The sequence below is a fragment of the Viridibacillus arenosi genome (assembly GCF_001955655.1).
In the GTDB taxonomy this organism is placed as follows: Bacteria; Bacillota; Bacilli; order Bacillales_A; family Planococcaceae; genus Viridibacillus; species Viridibacillus arenosi.
This window is the reverse complement of record NZ_MSPW01000003.1, coordinates 400,464-421,339: the sequence shown is the minus strand read 5'-3', so window position 1 is coordinate 421,339 and position 20,876 is coordinate 400,464. Positions and strand designations below refer to the sequence as shown.

19 protein-coding genes are annotated in these 20,876 nt (G+C 31.3%); 16 read left to right on the top strand and 3 right to left on the bottom strand.

Features of this window, described 5'->3' with window-relative positions:
* The first annotated feature begins 313 nt into the window (after positions 1-313).
* Entirely contained in the window at positions 314-895 is a 582-nt protein-coding gene (locus BK137_RS08630) for a M15 family metallopeptidase (RefSeq protein WP_038181162.1), read from the top strand.
* A 200-nt stretch (positions 896-1,095) separates the two neighbouring features.
* Here the strand turns inward: BK137_RS08630 and BK137_RS08625 are convergent, their stop codons facing one another.
* Positions 1,096-2,070 carry a hypothetical protein gene (locus tag BK137_RS08625; protein ID WP_038181166.1) on the bottom strand — a complete coding sequence of 325 codons (975 nt, stop codon included), beginning with the start codon at positions 2,068-2,070 and terminating at the stop codon, positions 1,096-1,098.
* A 361-nt stretch (positions 2,071-2,431) separates the two neighbouring features.
* Between BK137_RS08625 and BK137_RS08620 the strand changes: the two genes are divergently transcribed.
* The 13 genes from BK137_RS08620 to BK137_RS08560 all read left to right on the top strand — a co-directional run bounded on the left by BK137_RS08620 (position 2,432) and on the right by BK137_RS08560 (position 17,766).
* On the top strand, positions 2,432-4,084 hold the full coding sequence (locus tag BK137_RS08620) for a MutS-related protein (protein ID WP_038181169.1): 1,653 nt from the start codon (positions 2,432-2,434) through the stop codon (positions 4,082-4,084).
* A gap of 372 nt (positions 4,085-4,456) precedes the next feature.
* Positions 4,457-4,933 (top strand): sigma-70 family RNA polymerase sigma factor, encoded by a 477-nt coding sequence (locus tag BK137_RS08615; protein ID WP_038181170.1) that lies wholly within the window; start codon positions 4,457-4,459, stop codon positions 4,931-4,933.
* Positions 4,934-4,935: 2 nt separating this feature from the next.
* A complete protein-coding gene (locus BK137_RS08610) occupies positions 4,936-5,916 on the top strand; it encodes an anti-sigma factor (protein ID WP_038181172.1) in 981 nt (326 codons plus the stop codon).
* Positions 5,898-6,191: a hypothetical protein gene (locus BK137_RS08605; RefSeq protein ID WP_038181174.1), complete on the top strand. Its 294-nt coding sequence runs from the start codon at positions 5,898-5,900 to the stop codon at positions 6,189-6,191. Before BK137_RS08610 ends, BK137_RS08605 begins: the two co-directional genes overlap by 19 nt.
* 631 nt (positions 6,192-6,822) lie before the next feature.
* Positions 6,823-8,079 carry a glycosyltransferase family 4 protein gene (locus BK137_RS08600; protein ID WP_038181175.1) on the top strand — a complete coding sequence of 419 codons (1,257 nt, stop codon included), beginning with the start codon at positions 6,823-6,825 and terminating at the stop codon, positions 8,077-8,079.
* On the top strand, positions 8,073-9,398 hold the full coding sequence (locus BK137_RS08595; RefSeq protein WP_164491922.1) for a glycosyltransferase: 1,326 nt from the start codon (positions 8,073-8,075) through the stop codon (positions 9,396-9,398). Before BK137_RS08600 ends, BK137_RS08595 begins: the two co-directional genes overlap by 7 nt.
* Before the next feature lie 20 nt (positions 9,399-9,418).
* Positions 9,419-9,676 (top strand): hypothetical protein, encoded by a 258-nt coding sequence (locus tag BK137_RS08590; RefSeq protein ID WP_038181180.1) that lies wholly within the window; start codon positions 9,419-9,421, stop codon positions 9,674-9,676.
* Positions 9,663-12,380: a glycosyltransferase gene (locus BK137_RS08585; protein WP_038181183.1), complete on the top strand. Its 2,718-nt coding sequence runs from the start codon at positions 9,663-9,665 to the stop codon at positions 12,378-12,380. The genes BK137_RS08590 and BK137_RS08585 overlap by 14 nt, the downstream gene beginning before the upstream one ends.
* 164 nt (positions 12,381-12,544) lie before the next feature.
* A complete protein-coding gene (locus tag BK137_RS08580) occupies positions 12,545-13,822 on the top strand; it encodes a nucleotide sugar dehydrogenase (RefSeq protein WP_038182954.1) in 1,278 nt (425 codons plus the stop codon).
* Positions 13,819-14,622, top strand: a complete 804-nt coding sequence (locus BK137_RS08575; protein WP_038181186.1) for an ABC transporter permease — start codon at positions 13,819-13,821, stop codon at positions 14,620-14,622. Before BK137_RS08580 ends, BK137_RS08575 begins: the two co-directional genes overlap by 4 nt.
* Before the next feature lie 14 nt (positions 14,623-14,636).
* The gene (locus BK137_RS08570) at positions 14,637-15,545 is read left to right on the top strand and encodes an ABC transporter ATP-binding protein (RefSeq protein ID WP_038181189.1); all 909 of its coding nucleotides are present in this window, start codon (positions 14,637-14,639) and stop codon (positions 15,543-15,545) included.
* 421 nt (positions 15,546-15,966) lie between these two features.
* Positions 15,967-16,767 (top strand): alpha/beta fold hydrolase, encoded by an 801-nt coding sequence (locus tag BK137_RS08565; protein WP_038181191.1) that lies wholly within the window; start codon positions 15,967-15,969, stop codon positions 16,765-16,767.
* Positions 16,768-16,788: 21 nt separating this feature from the next.
* The gene (locus tag BK137_RS08560) at positions 16,789-17,766 is read left to right on the top strand and encodes a sensor domain-containing diguanylate cyclase (RefSeq protein ID WP_038181194.1); all 978 of its coding nucleotides are present in this window, start codon (positions 16,789-16,791) and stop codon (positions 17,764-17,766) included.
* 161 nt (positions 17,767-17,927) lie between these two features.
* Here the strand turns inward: BK137_RS08560 and BK137_RS08555 are convergent, their stop codons facing one another.
* The gene (locus BK137_RS08555; RefSeq protein ID WP_038181197.1) at positions 17,928-18,359 is read right to left on the bottom strand and encodes a MarR family winged helix-turn-helix transcriptional regulator; all 432 of its coding nucleotides are present in this window, start codon (positions 18,357-18,359) and stop codon (positions 17,928-17,930) included.
* Positions 18,360-18,477: 118 nt separating this feature from the next.
* Between BK137_RS08555 and BK137_RS08550 the strand changes: the two genes are divergently transcribed.
* Entirely contained in the window at positions 18,478-19,065 is a 588-nt protein-coding gene (locus BK137_RS08550) for an NAD(P)H-dependent oxidoreductase (protein WP_038181199.1), read from the top strand.
* Positions 19,066-19,151: 86 nt separating this feature from the next.
* Here the strand turns inward: BK137_RS08550 and pgeF are convergent, their stop codons facing one another.
* Positions 19,152-19,916: a peptidoglycan editing factor PgeF gene (gene pgeF / locus BK137_RS08545; RefSeq protein WP_038181204.1), complete on the bottom strand. Its 765-nt coding sequence runs from the start codon at positions 19,914-19,916 to the stop codon at positions 19,152-19,154.
* Between the two features lie 328 nt (positions 19,917-20,244).
* Here pgeF and BK137_RS08540 point away from each other — a divergent pair, with 328 nt between their 5' ends.
* On the top strand, positions 20,245-20,823 hold the full coding sequence (locus BK137_RS08540) for a TetR/AcrR family transcriptional regulator (RefSeq protein WP_038181207.1): 579 nt from the start codon (positions 20,245-20,247) through the stop codon (positions 20,821-20,823).
* Positions 20,824-20,876: the final 53 nt, after the last annotated feature.

Here is a 20,876-nt window from a genome sequence, read left to right as displayed (position 1 = left end):
CATCTCTTAATATGTACAATTATAAAATGCTCGAATGTAAACAAAAGAGATATCTAAATATTCTTACTTTATATTATACAAGATAAAATAAAAAATGTAATTAAATTCCAATTAGGGTCATCTTTTTAAGGGTTTACTTGTTTTTAAACGAATATATTGTCAATAAACTACTTAATCATGGAGCTGTAAGGGTTTGAGTTCAGTATTGTACCGAGCTCAAGCATTTTATTTTTGCCTTTTTACGTTATAATGAATGGGGAAAATTGAATGCTTCATACTAAAGGGAATTATTTATAGAGGTGGACAGTTATACATGAAGAGCAGTATTAATTACATCTTAATTACAGGAATCATTATTATTATTATTTTTACTATTACCTTTAGTTTATTTTATAAATTTAGCCAAATAGAAGATGACAAATATGTTCTTCTTGGGGATGAGGCGCCAATCCCAACGGAGCTACATCCTATTGTGGAAGAGAATAAAAACATCTTATTAAAAAAAGCAGCTGAAATAGATATTGATGTCATGATAACAGAAGGGCTTAGACCATTTGAAAAGCAGGATGAGTTGTACAACCAAGGTAGATCTACTAAAGGCAACATCGTCACATATTCAAAGGGAGGAGAATCTTTTCATAATTATGGATTAGCCTTTGACTATGCCATTAAGAATACAAATGACGGAATAGAATGGGATATTGAATATGATGGCAATCACAATGGACAATCTGATTGGTTCGAAGTTGCTGAACTAGCAAAGGAGCTTGGATTTGAATGGGGTGGAGATTGGCGGAAATTCAAAGATTATCCGCACTTACAAATGACCTTCGGATTGAGTATTCCTATGCTTCAAGAAGGGTATCGCTTAGCTGAAGATCATAATACAAAATGACCATCCCAAATGTTTGCTTTGGAGATGGTCATTTTTTGGTCCGTTCTCTTAAAGAATGTTGCAACTAAGGTATTAAAAAAACAGAGTTTGAGCTTTAAGTCGTGTAAAATCAACCTTAATTTTTTTGTATTGAATAAATCATTTGTTTAATTAAAGCTCGCCATTAGTGAACTAAGGTAATTGATATTTACTGATTTTTCTTATTTCACTTCATGTAATGTCTTAATAAATCCAGTAAACTTTTCTATATTAAAATTTACTGATGGACGAATAAATACTTGATAAATATATCTCCCAATCTTCCAATGAGCATACCAACCATAATATTGTGTATTTTGTTTATGTAATAATATTGTTATTTCTATATTTCCTATTAAGAATTTTTCTTTTTTAACATTCCAACTTTGTCTTACTCCTATATTTTCTCCTTCTTTATAAGAGAGATTTTCGATCATCTCTTCTGGAGCTAACCAAAACCAAATACCATCAGTATAATTAACCTTTGATCTATATAGGAAATGAGTTTCTACACCAAATTTATATTGATTGAATCCTATTGAATCCAGGAAAAAATCTTGATATTCAAATGCTGGTATATAAATGTTTTGCAAAGAAATTTTTTTGTTGATATCGAAATTATTTTCATACCATTTCACCCTAGAAATCTCATCTTCTTGCCACTTAGGTATACCATATCTTGCTGTATAACTCGTAGTTGTATATGATTTTTCTCCCAATTTTTTAATAGCAAACGACCCCGTTGGTGTAAATGATTCAATAATTCTTATAAGCTCATCTTCTTCAAATCTTCCTTTTAAAACAGATAATTCTACATTTGTGAACCATCTAGCATAACAAGCAGCTTGATTTCCTTTGTAATCTATACCAATAAAACCAACAATCCCGTTAATCTCAAAAGATTTACCAGGAGAAACAAGATTAGTATCTGCATATACAGTAGGAATTCCCCAATCATAATAAAACTGTTTAACTCTTACTACTCTATTTTTACATAAAATTTCAAAACGTATCGAAGAACGAGAACTTCTTGTTTCTTTTTTTAGAGATATATCCTTAACTGAACAGTCATTAGGCAAGTTAAAAGGACATAATATAACGAAATTAACAGATTCTTGCGCTAGTTCAAATGTTGAAACATTAACATTTTGATTCAATATACCATACTCCATTACATTATATTTTTTCCGTTATTTAACTAATCTGCTTTAATTAAATAATGGAGAATTATAGTTTTTAAAGTTCTTATTTACAAATGCAACTGCTTCCTAAAAGTAGCTGAAAAAAGGATGCTTTTTTCCTATCGATATTATTTGCATTTGATCTAACCGCAATTCTTGCAATATTACTTATATGTTACTCTTTTTAGTTTACTTAATTTGTAGTGTATTTTACAATTATTAAGTATTGTGGTTAATTGTGGTTTTTAAGCATTTCTTATATGGAGAATTAAACTAATAAATATAGAACGAACAAACTTATAAATGAAAAAAGGTCAAAAAATAGAGGATAAAAGAAATGATGAATTTAATAATAATTCTTGTAATAGTTGCAATCGCTTTTTTTATCTATAATATTTTAATGATAAAAAAGAAAAGACTAAAAAAGTTTAGGAAAGAATGGGAATTAGGAAAGTTTAATTCAAAAAGTGAACATGATGAATCAGTGTCAATGTACTGGGAAAATAAAAAGAATAATGAACAAAGATATGACGGGATAGATCAGTTGACGTGGGATGATCTTGCTATGAATACTGTTTTCAAAAAGGTAAATTACACACAGACTTCTGTTGGATCGGAATATTTATTTAATCAGCTTCGAGATATTGATCCATCGCTTAAAAATATACAAGATAAAGAAAGACTTTACACATTACTGGAGAGTAATCAAGGATTAAGAGAAGACATCCTACGCATATTATCAGGGCTTGGAAAACAAGATTATACAAACTCGTCTTCCTTTTTTTATGTGAATCAAAGTAACTTAAAATATGTAGCTATATATGTATTGCTTGCTTTAATGCCATTTGCTTCAACCATTTTGATGTTTTTCAGCTTAAAGTACGGGATTTTTAGTTTAGTAGGATCTTTTCTAATTAACTTATTTGTATACTATAAAAATAAACCAGCGTTAGAGAATAATTTATACTCCACATCGTACATAGCATCTATCATCAATACTGGTAAACGCTTTGCATCCGTCAAACATTTGGAATTTACAACATTTGCGGAGGAGTTCAAAGTCAAAGTTCAGCCAATCAAAAAAGTTTTAGTTTTAAGCAATATTACTTCAATAGGAAGAGGCAACGGAGATTTTGATATTATTTTTGAATACATTCGTATACTATTTTTGTTGGATTTTATTACCTATAACAATATTATTAAAACGATTTCAAAACATAAAGAAGAATACCGTGATTTATGGCAACTTATTGGTCAACTGGATGCAGGGGTAGCAGTTGCGTTTTACAGAAAATCATTAGATACATATTGTATCCCTACATTTATGGAGAAAGAGGAACTTTCATTTAAAAATATGTTTCATCCACTTATCAATGAACCAGTAAAAAACACGTCAAATCTATACAAGAGCACACTCATTACAGGGTCTAATGCATCAGGGAAATCTACGTATATTAAAGCAATTGCTATTAATACAATCTTGGCACAAACGATTAATACAGTGTTAGCAGAAAACTGGACAATGAAACCTAGCTATATTGTAACTTCAATGGCGATTCAAGATAATGTTTTAGATGGTGATAGTTACTTTATAGCTGAAATTAAGTCACTCAAACGTATTATCCAACTGTGTGAGCAAGGTAAACCATGCATCTCATTTATTGATGAAATACTAAAGGGAACTAATACGATTGAACGGATAGCAGCATCGGCTGCTATGATGGAATGGCTTTCTTTGAATAAAGGTATGAATATCATTGCTTCTCATGATATCGAATTAACCGAAATCGCCAAAAGTACTTATACAAATTATCACTTCAGTGAGTCGATTGAAAATGGTCAAGTTCATTTTGATTATACAATTCATTCTGGACCGTCAAAAACGAAAAATGCGATTAAGCTTCTTGAAATATTGGATTATCCACAAAACATAACAAACAAGGCGAATGGGTTAGCCGAGTATTTCTTAGAAAAGCATGAATGGAAATAAATGGAAGAATTTAAAAGATTGTAAATTGAAAAAAACGCCCCGTCGAGAAATAGCCTATTAGTATAAATAACATTGCAAATAAGAATAATCACTATGTTTGAAAAAGACTCTAGAGCTAATCAATTGTATGTTGAGATAATATAATCTCCAATAACACAATATGCCGACTATCATTCAAGTTGATAGTCGGCTATTTGAGTTGTATAACTTATTATCTTATTACTTTAAATTTTGAAATTGAAGAACTATAAAATTTTATAATTCGGAAGGCGAATAGTTCAACATTGCATCAGATAATTATTTTGAAATTATTAAAATATTTTGCAACTTTTTTTAGTCTTTAAACGAGGATAGGGTGAAAGGTGGGAAAAGATGGAGCTAGAAACAATATATATCACCTATATGAATGATATATATCGCTATTTATATTCACTTACCAAAAATCATACTACTGCTGAGGATTTGCTTCAGGACACTTTTACAAAAGCGCATATCACTCTGCTTGGTCAAGAAATTCAAGATATCAAACCTTGGCTTTTTAAGGTAGCTTACTATACATATATCGACAGTACACGGAAAGAGCTCCGGTATATGATATCAGACAACGTTGATCAAATCTATTCGACTACACCGGAACAAATCATTGTAGAACAAGATGCATATCTAAAACTATTAAGCCTATTAGAACAAATTAAACCAATTGAAAAACAGATTATTTTGTTATGTGATGTGAATGACTGTACAAACGAACAAGCAGCAAACATTTTAAATTTGAAATTGAATACATTGAAAAGTCATTTAGCGCGAGGACGTAAAAAAATGCGAGCACTTATTGTGAAGGAGGAATAGAGATGGATTCTTATGAACAATTATTACAACAAGCAAAGGATAGTGAAAAGATAAATACACCTTCTACTAATGTTGTAAAAAAAGCCATTGCATCATCTAAAAGGAAGCTTATTTTAACGACGCTAACAATTGCACTTTTAATTGTTCCGACTTGCTACATGCTAACATTTTTGTATTATGCTTTTGGTACAAAATCCACAACATTAATGGATGTTACAAGCCAGACACTTTATGTAACAGACCCTAATACTACGTTAGAGGAACTTGAATTTGATATGGATTTTTCACTTTTTTCGATGCTATTATCTTTTGAGCAATATAAGCAGATTGGTGATGAGGTCTACCCGATTAAACATTATGATACACGCTTTATGTTGAATGATTTAGTAGAAAAAACGACTACTTCTAAGTTAGAAAAAACGTATCCAAAATACCCGACTATAACAAACCAGTGGTTAGTTCATCCAGAAAATCAAGCTGAATTTAATACATCTGAGGAGTGGCAAGTCTTAAAAGGATTACCTGATGAGACGGTTGTGGAAGCATATATTTCTTTAAACAATTTATTTACAGTTGAAGAAGTAATTCAGGAAATGCCGAAGGTAGATGTCACATGGGCAGCGATCTATACAGGTGTAGAAGACAAAATGCTAAGTGCTAATGGTAATGTTGTATCGCCAATTGGTTATCCTGTACAACAAGATTATACAAATTGGTCACCATTTAAAAATTCTACATCTCATGAACAAACTTTTTTGTCGATTCTTCACTTTTTAGCTAATTATGAGGATATTGCGACAGCTGTTTCCTCACATAAAAATTTGGAACTGAAAGAAAGAATATCTTATTTAGAGAAACAAGACATGAAAACCTACGCTGTCGTCATTACAGGACCTAAAGCAGAGATTGAACAGTTAAAAGATAACACAATGATTAAACACTTAAAACTTGGGGAGGTTAAATTATGGAATTGGGTGCGTTAAAACAATCGATTTTTAGCTTGTTTGGCTGGGCTAGTGTTGGCTTAGGCTTATGGATTCTTATTATGATTAATAGTTGGATTATCATTGGTTATGGTGCCCCTTTCATTAGTGGTTCTACTATCTTCATTATCTTGACATTTGCTTTCGGAATCCTTGCCATTATTTCAAAATCCAGCCGTTCTCTCGGGATTTTGGGCATTTTTCTTGGATGTTTTTTGGTGTTCTTTATGATTGTCATATTTTTTGTTGGTTGGGCTATCATTCCGTTTCCATAAGAAAAACTTTCATAAATGACTTTATGATGCCTGAACAAATTGATTGTTGGTTTTTTAATTATTATTCACTGAATTAAAGTGATGACGCGAAGTATATCACTACATAAAAAAAGTAGTCATTTAATTTAAGTAGTTAATTTCATAATCTAAAATGCCCTCCAAATTTATTGGAGGGCATTTTATTTTGTAAGCCCCAGTATTTTTCCTTTACTGAGGAGAGCTAAAAAAAACTACATTACAATCATCAGGTATGACAAACAGTACATCCAGTTTAAATGATATGTATGCCGTACTGCAGCTCACACATAAACAATTCATTTACAAATTTAATAAAATGACAATACTATTTAACTTTTAGATTAATGTTCACTCTTTCAATCGATGGATTATTTATTACAAACTCCAAAGAAAGCGTGAAGATAATGGATAATATGAAACAAATGCTAAAATGTATTGAATTTATTAATAAACCCCGATGATTTACGTTTATTAATAAAAATTTACAAATTGTTAATGATAAAGAATCATTACATTAACAAATAATGTAAAAATAAATGTTACAATGAACAGGCTATCAGATGTAATGAAAAACGGTTTCGATAAAACCATCTAATTTAGGAGGATACTCTAATTGTCAAAAACTAAAGTATTGATTATCACTCAAAATTTTCATCCTGAAATTGGTAGCCACGCAAATAGAATGAATAATATTTTTCAATTACTACAGTTAGATGACTATGAAGTCTCTGTCTTGACTACAGAACCTTCTTATCCAAACAAACACCTTTATGAGGATAGGAAGTTCTGGAATAATGAAACGTTAAATGATCATGAGAATATTCATAGAGTACATGTTAAAAATAGGAAATATGCATTTAGTATGTTAAATAGATTAATCCACTATATTGAAATCTCATTAAAAATGCTATTTTTTGTTTTATTTGATAAACAAAAATATGATGTAGTATTCGTTACATCGCCAGCTATATTTATGGCATTTGTTGGAGTCATAGCGAAAATTAAGTATAAATCAAAATTTATTTTAGACATTAGAGATCTTTGGCCCGAATCATTAAAAGGGGTTGGAGTTTTTAATAACAAGTGGATCATTAAGTTTTTTTCCATATTAGAAATTTATTTATATAGAAAAGCAAACTACATCGTCATTAATAGCATTGGTTTTATGGATTATATAGTGAAAAAGTCAAAAGTAGACCGCAACAAAATCACATTCATTCCAAATGCTGCCAGAGAATTTGAGGTAAATGTAGTAAACAAAAAAGATGAACAATTTAAAGTCATCTATACAGGAAATATTGGACTGGCTCAGGATGTAGATTTTCTCAAAAAATTAGTTTATCGCTTGGCCGAGAACCATATTATGATCACTATCGTTGGCTATGGACAAAAGAAAAATGAGCTATTCAAGTTTGTTAGCGATAACAAATTGGCTAATGTAACAATCGAAAATCCTACTACTCGACATGAGTGTTTAAAGTTAAATGCAAAACATCATGTTGGTGTATTGGCATTAAATGATAAAGAGGTATTTGAAACAGTCTTACCAGGTAAATTAATAGATTATATGTCATCTGGATTGCCAGTTGTAGCAGCTGTTTCGGGATATTCAAAAGAACTTATAGAAAATAATCGAACAGGCTTTGTTTCTGAAAATCGAGATGCTGCTGAAATAGTAGAATATATTTTGAAGTTAAAAGATAATCCTGAAATACGACAAGAAATAGCTGATAACAGTACGAATTTGATAAAAAAACATTTTTTATGGGAAAAAAATATAAAAAAACTAACATGTTTATTTGAAAGTGATTATAAATTCAGAGAAATAGAGCCATTAAATAGAAAAATAGATAGGGATTTAACATTATGAGTAAAAACGTATGTATGTTTGTTTGGAACAATTTCACTAACGATGCTAGAGTACTGAGGGAATGTACCGCGTTATCAGAAGAGGGCTATAAAGTAGACCTTATTTGTATTCATGATCCAACTGATAAAAAAATGAAATTTGAAGAAAAGAGAAGTGAAAACTTTAATGTCTTTAGAGTTCGGAGATACCCCATTCTCTTTACCATACTTCAGTCATGTCTCAGATTTTGTTTGAAGTATAAATTAGCAGGAGGAGTTGCGGCATTCATTTGGGTGTTTTCAGTTTATTTTTTTCCTTTAGCAACTCTTTCATTAACTTTTCTGGGATTACTTCTTTTAAAGACAAAGGTTAAAACAGTGCTTATTAGAGGGAGTATAATTTGTCGGATGATTATGAAGGGCAGCAAAAAAAAGTATGATCTGTATCATTCCAACGACTTAAATACATTGCCCCAAGGCTTTATTTGTTCCAAATGGCGACTGAAAAAGAAACCACTTATCTATGATTCCCATGAAGTACAAACAAGTAGAACGGGCTATGATAGTCCAATTTATGGCATGGTGGAGCAGCATTTTATTAAAAGAATTGATTCTATGATAGTAGAAAATCATACAAGAGCTAAATACAATGAAGATTTATATGGATTTTATCCGAATGTAGTGCATAACTATCCATTTTTGCATACAGAAGTTTTAAATGAAAGAGTAAATCTTCATAAAATACTTCAGCTACCTGCAGATGAAAAGATACTTCTTTACCAGGGAGGAATACAAGCTGGAAGGGGCTTGAAACAATTAATACAAGCCGTTCCAAAATTTAAGGAAGGAATACTTGTATTGATTGGCGACGGTAGAATTAAACCTGATTTAGTCAAAATGGTGAATGAAATGAATCTTCAAGAGAAGATAAAATTTATACCAAAAGTACCACTCAGTGAATTACCGAAATATACAAAGAACGCTTATCTCGGATTCCAAGTATTAAATAACACAAATTTTAATCATTATTCAGCTTCTTCAAATAAATTATTTGAATATATGATGGCAGGTGTACCAGTAGTAGCATGCGACTTTCCTGAAATCAAAAGAGTAATTGAGGGAGAAAATACAGGAATATGTATCGATTCTCATAATCCAAGTGCCATTGCTGATGCAGTGAATAGACTATTAGAGGATAGGGAATTACATAACCAATTGAGTGAAAACAGTTTAAAGGCTAGTAAAATTTATAATTGGGAAAGCGAAAAAGAATGCTTCCTAAATGTTTATTCAAAGAGAATATCAGGTTATTTAGCGATGGAAACAACCATATCTCATTAAAAATAATAGGAGTGTTAATTTTGGATTTAAAAACAAATGACACATCTGAAGAGCTGGATCAACTAACGAAACGACTAATATATGAAAAGCAGTCGAAAATAAGCATTTTTGAAGAGCTTTTAAGAATTTATGAAAGTGAAGAAAAGTTACTTTTGTCGTATAAACAATTATCTGCCCAGCATTATGCAATCAGTAATGCAAAACTAGCAAAAGTTACTTATGCATATTGGAGATTATTGAAAAGAATTAAGCGAGGCAAGAAAAATGAAAATAGCTAATTTGGATGAGCAAATCAATCAAATCAAATCGAGAAAAGAACTAATCGAGAATGCTATAAAAAAAGAGAAATATGAGATTAATCACTTATTAGTAAATTGCAAATTACCTGATAATATAGCCATGGAACCAATTTCTTTATTCAATGACGAGACAGATACATCAATCAAAATGGATAAAGAAGAGTATTTATCTTATAGGGAAGAAGTTGCTGATTTCGAGTATTTTGAAAGTATAAAACCGCTACTTGAAATGATACCAGATAGCAACGGCAGTCGTTATTATCAAAAGTATAAAGTGAATGTTGGAATCATAGCGGATGAGTTTTTATATCAGTCCTACAAAGATGTAGCAAATTTTTATCCGATCACATTTTCTAATTACAAAAATTATAAAAGCAAACTAGATATTTTATTAGTTGTTAGTACTTGGAAGGGCTTGGATAAGGCTTGGGAAGGTTTAGGGAATCCTTCTTCACGAAAAAGAGAAGAAGCACATAAAATAATACATTTTTTTAAAAAGAATAAAGTTCAAACGGTGTTTTACTCTAAAGAAGATCCTGTTAACTATGAAGCATTCATAGGATTAGCAAGAAAATGTGAGTATGTATTTACTACAGCAGTAGAGAAGATTGAAAGTTATCAAAAAGACTGTCGTCATAACAACATCTTTGTATTAGAGTTTGGTGTGAATCCACTTTATCATAATCCAATTGGGATAAAAAATATTCAAAAAAGTAGTGATGTTTTCTTTGCGGGATCATGGCTTAACAAATATCCAGAAAGACAAAAGGAAACAATTGAAATATTTGATGGAGTAATCAAGGCTAATAGAAGATTAAAAATAGTCGATAGAAATTTTCAACTAAATAAGCCTAACTACTTCTTTCCATCAAAGTATTTACAATATAGTTCACCAGCTATAGAACATGAATATCTTCAAAAAGTTCATAAATTATATGATTGGTCTATCAACTTAAATTCAATTAAATTTAGTGAAACAATGTTTGCGAATAGAATTTACGAACTACAAGCAATAGGAAATATTATTATCTCTAATTATAGTGTAGGGGTAAATGATAAGTTTCCAAACGTATTTCTAGTGAATGACCGGAACGAGTTAAAAGATATTCTGAATGGGTTTACTAATGAAGAAGTGTATAAACATCAAGTGGTGGGCATTAGAAATGTCATGTCTTCTCATACTACGTTTGAAAGATTTAATTATCTATTAGACTGTATTGGTTTTAACAGGCAACTATATTCTAAGAAAGTACTGGTTGTTGCTAATTTAATGAGTGATGATGTTATACGAGATTTTGAAAATCAAACGTATGTAGAAAAGCATTTAATAACTGAAGCTGACTTTGATGAAAAAGTAAAAAAAGATTATGATTTTATCGCTTTTTTTAATTCAAAATACAATTATCAAGAGTATTACCTAGAAGATATGATAAATGGATTTAAATATACGAATTCTGATTATATTGCAAAAAATAGTTATTATCATGGCAGCGAGCTAGTCGAAGGTCTTGAACATGCTTATATAAATGAGATGACAGATAAATATAAAACAGTATTTTGGTCAGAAGCTTTTCAAGCAAATGAATTGTTGAATATGAAGCAAAAACAGATAAGAGAAAATGGCTATTGTATTGATCATTTTGAAATAAATACAGCATTTAAAAATGATCAATTAGAAAGTGATGTTAGAACGTATGAATTATCTGTCATCGTACCTGTTTTTAATAATGGAAAATACTTGTTAAACAAGTGTTTTAATAGTCTTAAAAGAAGTAGTATTTTCGAAATGATGGAGATCATCATTATAGATGATGGTTCTTCAAAAAAAGAGACGATCGCTACAATAAATAGAATAGCTAGGGAACATCCTAACGTCGTAACCTATTTCTATCGTGAAGGAGGAAGTGGGAGTGCTTCTAGAGCTAGAAATAAGGGAGCAGAACTTGCCACTACCGAATATGTGACGTATTTAGATCCAGACAATGAAGCTGTTAATGATGGTTATGACAAATTGTTAAATATATTAAAAAATAATACTGAAATAGATATAGCCATAGGAAATATGATTAAGCTAAATAATTCTAAAATTGGTAATTTTAAATATTTTGAAACTGTAATTAATGCTTGTCGTAGCGACATTATTAATGATCCCAAAAAACTATTAATGGATACCGATTTAAGGACACAAAGTATTCAGGCATTAGTAGTGAAAAGGGAAATCATCATCGATAACAATTTGAGAATGGTTGAAAATGCAGGTGGACAAGATACGTTATTCTTCCAAGAATTACTGTTGCATTCAAGTAAAGGGGCTGTGATTGATAAGGATATACATATTTACTATGCAGCTGTGTCTGGATCTGTCACGAATACGGTAACGAAAGCGTTTTTTGAAAAGTATTATACATTAGAGAAAGAAAGACTACCGTTTTTGATAAAAAATGACCTGTTGGATTTATATATGGAAAGAAGATTTAACTTCTACTTTAGAAATTGGTATCTCATTAGAATTAAAAAAATTAAGCATGAGGAACAACAAGAGGCTATTGATACGCTCTACAAGATATATTCATTGTATAAAGAGTATATAATTCAAAAATCCGTGGATATAGAAAAATTTGCTGCTCTATATGAGAAAAGAAAATATAAACAGATTATAAAATATTTTTCTAGTATGAATTGAGATGTTGAAATTATTTTGAAAGGAAGTGAGATGTAAAAGATAACTTTTACTTCGCAAATAGCGAATACGAATAGAGGAATTTCAATGTCACTTGTCACTATTTTGCAATTGGTACATCATCAATCTATTGAACTTACTACCATGAATATTGGAGGGAAATAATGATGAAATTATGCACTATTGGCCTAGGGTATATCGGTTTGCCGACATCTATCATGTTTGCAAAACACAATGTAGAAGTAGTAGGAGTAGATGTGAAGAAGGACGTAATAGATGCACTGAATAATGGTGAAATTCATATAGAAGAGCCTGGATTACAAGCATCACTTGATGAAGTCATTGCAATGGGTACTTTTAGAGCGTCAATTACTCCAGAACCGGCTGATGTGTTTATTATTGCTGTTCCTACACCTAATAATCAGGACCTATATAGATCTTGTGATTTAACCTATGTTATTAATGCAATAAAATCTATATTACCCTATATAAAAAAAGGTAATATAATAATTGTTGAATCGACTATTGCTCCTCGTAGTATGGATGATGTGATCAAACCGTTAGTAGATCAAGCAGGCTTTGTTGTTGGAAAAGACATTTTCCTTGTACACTGTCCTGAAAGAGTACTACCAGGGCAGATTTTCCATGAGTTAGTGTTTAATAATAGGATAGTTGGTGGAATTACTCCTGCATGTGAAGAAGCAGGGGCTATCGTTTATAGTACTTTTGTAAAAGGTGAAATTATTAAAACGGATGCAAGAACAGCGGAGATGTCTAAGCTGATGGAAAATACATTTAGAGATGTGAATATAGCACTTGCAAATGAATTGGCGAATGTATGTCATCGATTAGAGATAAATGTATTAGATGTTATCGAAATGGCCAATAAACATCCACGTGTCAATATACATACACCAGGCCCAGGTGTAGGGGGTCACTGCTTAGCTGTCGATCCATACTTTATCGTTGCAAAGGCACCAGAAATTGCTCAGTTAATAAAGTTATCTCGTACGATTAATACCTCTATGCCTCATTTTGTAGTAGAGAATATCAATAAACTAATGAAAAATGTCGAAGGAAAAGTAGTTACTATTTTAGGTCTCACATATAAAGGGAATGTGGATGACATTCGTGAAAGTCCAGCTATTGAAGTGTTCAAACAATTACAAGCAGAGCATAATTATGAAGTGCGAGCTTATGATCCACACGTTAAATTAGATTGGGTTTTACAAGATTTAGAGCAAGCTGTAAAAGACTCTGACCTCATCGTTGTATTATCAGATCATGATGAGTTTAAGGAATTTGGAGATCCTGATTTTTCTACTATGTCAAATATAAGGATTTTTGATACAAAAAATGTAGTGAAACGTGTTCCGAATTATGTTGAATATATTAATTATGGAAACCTTTATAACTATACTAAAAAGAAAGCTACTGCTGTATGAATTTTGTTTGGCAGATTTTAAAAGAACAATTTTCACATCTTAATTTGATATTTCGATTAAGTATATATGAAGAAAAAGGTAAGTATGCAATGCACTATTTGGGTGCTTTATGGCAAATATTAAATCCATTCATTCAAATTGGTGTTTATTGGCTCATTTTTGGTTTAGGAATAAGAAAGGGTTCTCCTGTTGAGGGAACCCCGTTTTTCCTATGGCTGATTATAGGGTTAGTACCGTGGTTATATATCAGTAGGACAATTACACAAGCTTCAAATAGTGTATACGCAAAAGTAAATTTAGTAGCTAAAATGAACTTTCCCGTAAGCGTTCTACCTACTATTATAATCGTTGGTAATTCAATATCATTTCTACCTATGATTATTCTAACTTTTGGGATTACTCTAGGATATGGTATTTTCTCTGGAATATATTTAATACAAATACTATATTATTTAGTTTGCCTGTATTTATTTCTGTTTGCATTGACACTGCTTTTATCAACACTTACAACTATTATTCGAGATATTCAGATAATAATACAATCAATTGTTCGGTTAATGATGTTTTTCTTACCAATCGTGTGGAATGTTCATAACTTCCCAGAATTGTTAGTCAGTATTTTGAAATTGAATCCTTTATTTTATATTATTGAAGGGTTTAGGTACTCTCTCTTAGGAGGGGGATGGTTTTTTGAGGATATTCCGTATACCTTTTATTTCTGGAGTATAACTATTCTAATACTTACAATTGGTTCTTATATACATTTAAAATTTCGTGATAGATTTGTTGACTACCTATAGTCGGAGGAAAAGAAATGAATCCGAAAATTCGATTTATGAATGTATCAAAAGGTTTCAGTTTATATAGTAAGCAATCTGAAAAACTATTTGATATCGTATCTCTTAAAAAAAATAGAGATCATTTTTTCGCTCTTAGAAATATTAGTTTTGAAGTGAATGAAGGAGAAGCAATTGGTCTTATTGGTTTAAATGGTTCTGGCAAATCTACTCTTTCAAATTTATTAGCGCAAGTAATACCTCCAAGTTTAGGTAAGGTCGAAATAAATGGAGAAACATCACTAATTGCTATTTCTGTAGGATTAAATAATTCGTTAACAGGTTTAGAAAACATTAAGCTAAAATGTTTGATGCACGGTTTAAGTAGCGCTGAAATTAATCAATTAAAATCAGCTATTATAGATTTTGCAGATATAGGGAAGTTTATTAACCAACCTGTAAAAAACTATTCAAGTGGCATGAAATCTCGTTTAGGTTTTGCAATATCAATTCATACTAATCCTGATATTTTAATTATAGATGAAGCCTTATCTGTGGGAGATCAAACATTCTACAAGAAGTGTCTGGATAAGATAAATGAATTTAAAAGCCAAGGAAAAACGATTATTTTTGTAAGTCACTCATTGTCCCAAATAGAAGCATTTTGTGATAGAGTGATGTGGATTCATTTTGGACAAATAAAAATGTTCGATGAAGCAAAAAAAGTGATTAGTGAATATAAAAAGTTTATAAACTGGTTTAATTCCTTAAGTGAAAGTAAAAAGAAGAATAGTAGAAGTGAAATGTTAGAAGAACAATATAAAGAAGTTTCAAACGGCCAAATTCAACAGGTGAAGCGTAAACGTGGGAAATCGAATTTGGTATTTATGCTACAAATTTTAATATTAATATTTATAATGATTTCAAGCGCTACTTATATGTTTTAACCACGAAAGATAAGGTTAAAAAAAAACGTCTAGCCAATTATTAATAGACTAAACTATAAATAGGGAGTTAATTGGAGAATCTGAATTCGAGGGCGTAACTCGCTTTTACTCTACGGGGCTTTTTGCGGGGTGGTTTTGCCATGTTGAATGATAGAACTGAAGCGTTAGTTTAATAAAAAGGGAGGGGCGTTACATATCTGTTATATAAATATGTAACGTCCTTTTAATTATATGGTTTCAATTTAGGACTTGATAGTTAATGGTAGGGCAGTTTTATTTATATCAACAGGAAAGAGAATAGGAGATATAAAAAACATCATCAGTTATTTGGTATTTTGATAGTAAATTTATACTAGATTTTTAAAGTGTAATCATTCAAAATGAATATAGTGAAAATAATTAGGAAGAGGAGGCATGTTACATGAATGATGTGATGACTCGAAATAATGTGAAGATAATGGGGCAAGGGGAGCAAACGATTATTTTTGCCCATGGATTTGGCTGTGATCAGAGCATGTGGCAATATATTGCGCCTAAATTTGCAGAGAATTATCGTGTAGTTTTATTTGACTATATAGGGTCAGGAAATTCAGATATTACAGCGTACCAATCCGAAAAATACAGTACGCTTCAAGGCTATAAGCAGGATGTATTAGATATAATTGAAGAAATGGACCTTCAAAATATACTGTTCATCGGCCATTCTATTAGTTCGATGATTGGTATGCTGGCAGCGATTGAGCGACCGGATTATTTCGATAAGTTAGTAATGATTGGGCCATCCCCTTGTTATTTAAATGATACAGATGGTTATAATGGTGGCTTTGAACAAAATGACATTAAAGAATTACTTACTATGATGGAGATGAATTTTGCAGGGTGGGCTAGTTATATGGCGCCACTTGCTATGGACCAAACTAAAGATCCTAAGCTAACTCATGAACTAGAGAATAGCTTTGTCTCAACGAACCCACGTGTTGCAAGAGAGTTTGCGGAAGTAACATTCTATTCAGATTTTCGAGAAAGAGTACCATTCTTAAAAGTACCAACACTTATTATTCAATGCTCGAATGATAGCATTGTTCCAATTGAAGTAGGGCAGTATTTAAATAAGCGTATAGAAAATAGTACGCTTCAAATTATAGAAGCTAGAGGGCACTATCCACATATAAGTCAGCCTGTAGAAACAACTAAAATAATAGTAGATTATCTAATGAAATAATTTATGTAAGGGAGTTCAATTATGGATGTACGATTAAGGGAGGCACCTTGCGGATTTATATCTTTTGACCACAATGGATATATAATAGAGGTCAATAATACCTTTCTTGAATGGATGGGCTTTAAACAAGAAAATTTAGTAGGGAAACATATTGAGTCGTTATTGACGATGGCCAATAAACTGATTTTTCATTCTTATTTTTATCCTAATATTAATTTACATGGGCATGTAGAAGAACTGTTCATTAACTTCACAAGCCAGACTGGTGAGTCCGTTCCTTATTTAATGAATGCTAGACGATTTGAGCAGGATGACATAGAAGTGATAGACTGTATTTTAGTTCAAATGAAGAAGCGAATTGACTACGAATTAGAGTTGCGCACGACTAAAAAACAAATGGAAGAGGCTTATTTAGAAAAAAATCGAGCTCTAGCAAAGCTAGAACAAATTTATATTGAAATTGAAAAGAAACAAATTGAGCTAATGGAAATCAATTCGGGTTTAGTCCAAATATCGAATACTGATAAGCTGACTGGCATTCCCAACAGAAGATTCTTTCAAGAAAAACTAGAAGAGCAAATTGTGATATACCGTAAAGAAGAAAAACCATTTTCTTTACTTATTATTGATATAGATCATTTTAAAAAAGTGAATGATACATATGGTCATCAAATTGGAGATATCGTACTTGTGAAATTGGCTAATATTCTAAAAAATCAGGTGCGATCAGATGATATTGTTGCTCGATTTGGAGGCGAAGAATTTACAATAATTCTTCCAAATACTGATGTTGACGAAGCAATATTAATTGCTCAGAAGTTAAATAGAGCAATTGAATTAGCTGAATGGACAGAGACAGGGAATCTAACAGTAAGTGTCGGGATAGACACTTTTACCGAGGATGATACAGAAGCTTCTATCGTGAAAAAGGCAGATCAAGCTCTGTATGTTTCTAAAGAAAATGGTCGAAATCGTGCTACACATTTTATAGATTTATAATGAAAAATTCAACCATACTAGAATCAAGTTCACCACACTGAAATGTAGTTTTGGTAAAGCGTTTATCTACATGGGTTCTTATTAAAATAGCTCCTCAATAAAAAGTTGATCAGCAGTTAACGACCAACTTTTTATTGAGGAGCTAAATTTTTTTATTACAGTTAGTAAAACAGTTTTGACTGAAGAATGTCTAATGCACGATCAATATCCTCTAAATCTTCTTCAGAAGCATGTATTATGCGATTTAGGAAGCGAGATTCAACTAACTTAAATGTCTCGTTCATCATAGCTTCTCCATCTTTTGAAAGACGAATATATTGTTTCCGTCGATCTTTTGTATCACTTAACTTTTCGATTAGATTTTTTTCACTTAACTTTTTAAGTTCTCGACTTGTATTTGGCATAGATAAATGTTGGCAATCACTAATTTCACTAGGGGTAACAGGCTTTTGACTTACTGTAATAGATTCTAAAATGTTATATTGCACTGGCGTGATGGAGTCAGATTTAGCACCTTTTGTTAATTCATGTGTCACACTATGAACAGAAGTTGTAAATGAAACCCATTTATTAAACAGAGCATTTTTGTCCATAAATTTCACCTCTTACTGTGAAGATAACAAAAATATTATCATATTACAATTATCATTTGACAACAAAATGAAACAACTGTATATTTTAGTTATCAAATGATAAGTGAAGAGGTGCAATATGAAAACATTGGTAATTTATACATATCCAAATCATAAAAGCTTAAACTATGCATTTTTACAAGAAGTCATTAAAGGAAGTAAAGAGAATCCTAACATCAAAGAATTACAGATATTAGATTTATATGAAGAAGGTTTTGATCCACTTTTAGTATTTCATGAGAATAAAAGAAGACGTGATATGTATCGTGATCCATCTTTAGAAAAATACCGTGATCAAATTACTTGGGCAGACAAAATTGTCTTTGTCTATCCAATCTGGTGGGGGAGACCACCAGCAATGCTTATGGGATACATTGATCAATTATTTGCAGCGAACTTCGCCTACAGGGATAAAAAGGGACTGTTCCCAGAGGGGCTTTTGAAGGGTAAGTCTGTTGTCTGCATTTCTACGATGAAGGGACCTGCAAAGTATCCACTTTTATGGTTGAATAATGCACATAAAGTATTGATGAAAAAAGCGTTATTTAATTTTGTGGGGATCAAAAAAGTGAAGTTTTTCGAATTTGGGAATATGGAAAGTCCAAATGGAAGACAAACAAAAAAATTAGAAAAAGTTTATCAATATTTCAAAAAAGTAGAAATATAAGATTTCTCAGTTTGAGATAAATATTATAGTTTAAAGTAAGAAGCCGGCTTAAAGTAATAAATTTGAGCCGGCATTATTTATCTTTTTTAATTGTCCTTTTTCATTATAAAACTTATATGTCTGCCAGCTTGTTTATCCTGACGATAGGAGAATCCTTCGGGGCTCATAAAAGTGCATGTCTGATCAATTGTAATTCGATCAGCCGGGATTCCAGCAAGTTCACATTGTTTTTTCACTGTTTGCTGATTATCAATATGATACTTGTGAGTTTTATCATTAAAATAGATAAAATCATCTGCGTAGCCTAGGTTTTTGAATTTTACATTTACATCAGCATCAACTTCAAATTTTTCTTGGCTAAGAGCCATACCAATATGAATATGCAAATCATTAGGATTACAGTTTTCGATTTGTATTAAATGATTAAAAACGTTTAATGTTATTTCTTTTACTGTACCTTGCCATCCGGAGTGAATGACCCCGATTATACCAGTTACTTCATTATAAAAAATCACAGGTACACAATCTGCAGTAAAGGAACATAATAATAGATTCGGTTCATAAGTATACAGAGCGTCTGTATCCGTGATAGCGGTATCAGTACAATCTGCACCACGGCCTTTATCAGCAAGTGTTACCTTATGCAAATTCGAACTATGTGTTTGACTGGCGCAGACAAAAGTTTCAACCTCACAATTCAACGAAGCGGCTAATTTTCTACGATTCTCCATCACATAATCTTGGTTTACACATGCATGAAGAGCCATGTTGTTGCTTTCAAGTTCAGTTTCATCTTTTAAGGTTATTCCTGCAATTAATCTCTCATTGTTTAAATACATGTTTGTTTTCATACTTTCACCTCATTTTAATAAATATGAATCGTTTGATGATGTATATTATCCTTTGAAATTACCAATACATCAATGCTTCAGTGAGCTTTTTAAACGTTAGACGCTAATTATTACTATTTTAAAAAATTACTGCTTAACTTTCCTTGTCATGTATTAATTATTTTAAGTGATTTCTATAAGATTTACAGCAATATTATGTAACTAACAATTTAATTTTAAAATCATACTTGCTACGCAACCTACAAAACTATATATTGACTTTCGTTCTTCTTTCTATTAAATTCATTAAGTAGACCAATCGTTATAATTTTTATTTAGAGGTGATTCTATGACTAATAAAAATCAATCACGTGAACGAATTTTAAAAGCAGCTACTCGACTATTCCATTTAAATGGCTTTCATGCAACGGGTTTAAATCAGATCATTAAAGAATCAGGTGCTCCTAAAGGTTCTTTATATCACCACTTTCCAAATGGTAAAGAACAATTAGCTATTGAAGCAATTCAAATATCTGCTTCTCGTATTGCAGCTGAAATTAAAGATCATCTTAATACAATTGAAGATCCTCTTGAAGCTTTCCAACATCATATTGACGTTATTGCAAAACGTTTTGATAATATAGAAGATGAGGATAGCTTAACAATTGTGCCTTTCGGTCTCATTGCATCTGAAACAGCATTAGTAAATGAAAACATGCGTATGGTTTGTGAAGATACATTTCTATATTGGGAAAATTTATATAAAGAGAAGTTGTTGGCAAATGGATACAGTGATGAACAAGCAACAAATATTAGTACGACATTAAATGCCCTTATTGAGGGTGGGGTAACACTATCTTTAACACAAAAATATGGTGGACCACTAAATCGGGTAGGACAAATGCTTCCATTATTACTGAAAAAGTAAGGAAGCTTTTATTTATCAATTTTATATAGACTGGTCTATTAATTATAATTGAA